The organism is Asticcacaulis sp. (assembly GCF_027484505.1).
Taxonomy (GTDB): domain Bacteria; phylum Pseudomonadota; class Alphaproteobacteria; order Caulobacterales; family Caulobacteraceae; genus Asticcacaulis.
The window spans coordinates 1-3,264 of sequence record NZ_JAIXSV010000116.1 but is presented as its reverse complement, the minus strand read 5'-3'; the positions used below and the strand labels follow the sequence as shown (position 1 = coordinate 3,264).

Genomic DNA, 3,264 nt, shown 5'->3' with positions numbered 1-3,264 from the left:
GCCTTGATCACACGGTTGCGAAAGTCCCGGCCCAGAGACATGGCCTTACCGTCACGGCCTATGCGGCCCGGTCTCAGTTCAAACCTGTCGTCGCGGTCCATAATCCGCCTCCGGTAAAGTCCGTTTTCCTCTCCAAGGATTGGATTTCTCCCGGCGGATTCAAGAGCGCCACAATGGCGCTACGAAATGCCAAATGGCGCTAAAAGTGCCTCACAAAAACAGACGTGCAGACAGAGACTTATGCCCGCCGTGAGGCGCATAAGGCTCTACTCCTTTGATCTTGCTCTCAACCCAAAACCCTCAAAAAACCGCGCGAAAACCGACATTTTCTGACGAAAAAGACGACGGCGCAGAAATGACGGCAAGTTCGGCTGATACGGGCTAACGCCAAGGCTCACAGGCCGCGCCATCATCGTCACCATCCATCTCCGAACGGTATCCGGGTTCCCATCTGTAGATTGGCGTAGGTGCACCAACCGCGCGTGCATGGGAACAGTCCGCGTAATAGACCGGCTTGTTCTCAACGAGGCGGACAAGCCGTGGATAGTTCAGGTAGGCGATGAAACCCAAGAACACCAGCGCCATCAAAAGGCGGGCGGGCTCATCAGAGTGCCAAAACCGTCGCGCCCGACGACGGGGACGGTGACTTTGGTTGCCCCGATATTTGGGATAGTTTCGATAACCTGACATGCGGTGAAAATACAACCATACGTCTAACAAACGCTTTTTAGGCACGGTTAACGGGGTGGGCAGAAACACCAGAAAGCGCCTTACCCGGCAACGATGGAAAACTGCGGACGGGCCGTCAGCGCAGCCCAACGCCGAAAACTATCCGTAATTGATCCGTGGACATGGCATTGCAGGGCGAGTCAGCGACACTTATAGATAGAGAGACGCTACCGGGACTCGACATGCTGCCTGACGCCCTTGATCATCTGCCGGACACCAAACGCCGCGAGCTTGAGCACGTGGTGAAGGTGCTGTTCGACAGCTTTGAGGCCGCTACCCAGACGAAACTGTCCGAGAAGCGAAAGGGCGGACGCATCCTCAAAATCATCCTGTTCGGCTCATGTGCGCGGGGGGACTGGGTGGAAGATCGTCTGTCCGGCTATCGCTCGGACTACGATCTTCTGGTGGTCGTCAACAGCCAGGAATTTACTGACCTGCAGGAATACTGGAGCGCGGCAGACGACCGGTTTGTGCGGGAATATACCCTGACGCATGACCTCAAGACGCCCGTAAGCTTCATCGTCCACAGCCTTGCCGACGTGAACGATCAGCTCGCCCGTGGCCGCCCCTTCTTCTCGGACATCGTGAAGGACGGCGTCATGCTCTACGAGGCTGAGGGCCATCCGCTGGCCAAGCCCAAGGCGTTGACGCCGGAGGAGATCAAGGCGGAGGCTAAGGCGTATTACGAGCAGTGGATGCACAGGGCCGAATACAATCTTGTCCGGGTCAAGAACAGTATTGCAGATGGTGAGCTAAACCATGCCGCATTCGACCTACATCAGACGGTCGAGGCTCTGTACCACTGTGTCCTGTTGTCGCTTACACTCTATAGCCCGAAATCCCACCGCCTCACGTTTCTACGGTCGCAAGCGGAAGGGCTGGATGAAAGGCTGAGAAACGTATGGCCTGATGACAAATTTGCCCGCCGCTGCTTTGCCAAGCTTCAGCGCGCCTATGTGGAGGCGAGGTATTCGGCGGAGTATGACATCACCAGCGGGGAACTGCAGTGGTTAAGTGATCGAATAGATGGCCTGAAGAACATGGTTGAGGCGGTCTGTATTCGCAGAATTAAAAACGATAAATAGCACTGACGAGTGTCGTGTCGGACCCAAAGTACGCGAGTATGATATGTTCGCTTGTCATGGATAGTCCCGTCTGAGATGACGCGTAGCCTATGGGTGATTATGGCTGGTGCTTAACGCCTGAGGGTAGAAATTGGCTCTTGCCAAAGGTGCTATTTGCATGGTTACCTCCTGAGGTAAATCGCCTTAGGGGGGATGATTTGAGGCACACAATCCACGTTCTCTGTTTGCTTGGCAGTCTTGTGGCCGCGCCCTGTATGGCGCAGTCGGGAACGGACTACGCCTATGACGCGCTGGGGCGTTTGGTGCTGTCAACGCAGAACAACGGCACGCAGACTGGTTACACTTATGACTCAGCGGGCAATCGCATCAAGAAGATGCAGATGTCATGGCCTGCGCGTTCGGCCAATGTGCTGTACGCCGGGCAGGCGTTGCTACGAGGACAGGACATGGTCTCGGATGGAGGCCGGTATCACCTTCACGTCCAGACAGACGGCAATCTGGTCCTTTACGGACAGTCAGGCGCCTTGTGGGCGGGAGCGGGTAGCCACAGCAAGGTTGCGGCGCAACTGGTGATGCAGGGCGATGGCAATCTGGTGCTGTATGGCGCTTCTGGCGAACCGCTGTGGTCATCTGGAACCAATGGTAACCCCGGTGCGTGGTTCGTGGTCCAAAGTGACGGCAACATGGTCATCTACAGCGCCAGCGGTCCGGCTATCTGGACCTCGGATACCGCCTGTGGCCTCTGCTGAGCCGCAGACGAAAACGCTGACTGTAGTCAAATGGGTTCCGCGAGGAACCGAAGCGTAACGGTAAAGGCCAGGGAACGGCTGCTCGCAGGGGCAGTAAAGGGGTAGGGGAATGATGAAGGTAACGCGTCGGGCGATTTTAGGATCAGGTTTGGCGGCGAGCCTGTTGCCAGTATCAGCAAGCGCGAGCGAAACCATCTATCGCTATGACGCCTTGGGCCGGGTGGCCGGGGTTATTCACCCCAATGGTTCGTCGTCATGGTATCAGTACGACAGTGCGGGGAACCGGACGTCAAAGCGCAGCGGCGGAAACATACAGCCGAACGGGTTTGATGCCGACTATTATCGCCTTTTGTACTGGGACCTGTTCAACGCGAACTTCACGGTTCAGGACGCTATCAACCATTACAACAACAATGGTTGGCATGAAGGGCGGGACCCCAGCGCCTACTTCAGCACCACGGGCTATCTGAGCGCTTATCCGGATGTGGCGGCGGCGGGGATCAATCCACTGGATCACTACCATATCTGGGGCTGGCACGAGTTACGCGACCCGTCACCCAGGTTCAGCACCAATGGTTACCGGGTGAATTATCCCGACATCACGGCGGCTAACGTGGATCCGCACCAGCACTTCGTCCAAAACGGACTGTTCGAAGGCCGACAACCCTTTGGCACAGGCGGCTTCAGGCCTTATCCGTGAT

At 56.6% G+C, this 3,264-nt stretch carries 4 protein-coding genes; 3 read left to right on the top strand and 1 reads right to left on the bottom strand.

Features of this window, described 5'->3' with window-relative positions:
* Positions 1-381: 381 nt before the first annotated feature.
* Positions 382-585, bottom strand: a complete 204-nt coding sequence (locus Q0072_RS21900; protein ID WP_366941784.1) for an excalibur calcium-binding domain-containing protein — start codon at positions 583-585, stop codon at positions 382-384.
* 326 nt (positions 586-911) lie between these two features.
* Between Q0072_RS21900 and Q0072_RS07035 the strand changes: the two genes are divergently transcribed.
* From Q0072_RS07035 to Q0072_RS07025, 3 genes are all read left to right on the top strand, one after another.
* Complete coding sequence (locus Q0072_RS07035; protein ID WP_298327668.1) at positions 912-1,814, top strand: HEPN domain-containing protein; 903 nt, start codon at positions 912-914, stop codon at positions 1,812-1,814.
* Positions 1,815-2,053: 239 nt separating this feature from the next.
* Positions 2,054-2,563 (top strand): hypothetical protein, encoded by a 510-nt coding sequence (locus Q0072_RS07030; protein ID WP_298327665.1) that lies wholly within the window; start codon positions 2,054-2,056, stop codon positions 2,561-2,563.
* 109 nt (positions 2,564-2,672) lie between these two features.
* The gene (locus tag Q0072_RS07025) at positions 2,673-3,263 is read left to right on the top strand and encodes an RHS repeat domain-containing protein (RefSeq protein WP_298327662.1); all 591 of its coding nucleotides are present in this window, start codon (positions 2,673-2,675) and stop codon (positions 3,261-3,263) included.
* The last annotated feature ends 1 nt before the right edge of the window (position 3,264 follow it).

What these genes read in the sequence shown, in the direction of transcription:
- Q0072_RS21900 (WP_366941784.1), bottom strand. Translation starts at nt 585, where the DNA reads ATGGCGCTGGTGTTCTTGGGTTTCATCGCCTACCTGAACTATCCACGG.
- Q0072_RS07035 (WP_298327668.1), top strand. Translation starts at nt 912, where the DNA reads ATGCTGCCTGACGCCCTTGATCATCTGCCGGACACCAAACGCCGCGAG.
- Q0072_RS07025 (WP_298327662.1), top strand. Translation starts at nt 2,673, where the DNA reads ATGATGAAGGTAACGCGTCGGGCGATTTTAGGATCAGGTTTGGCGGCG.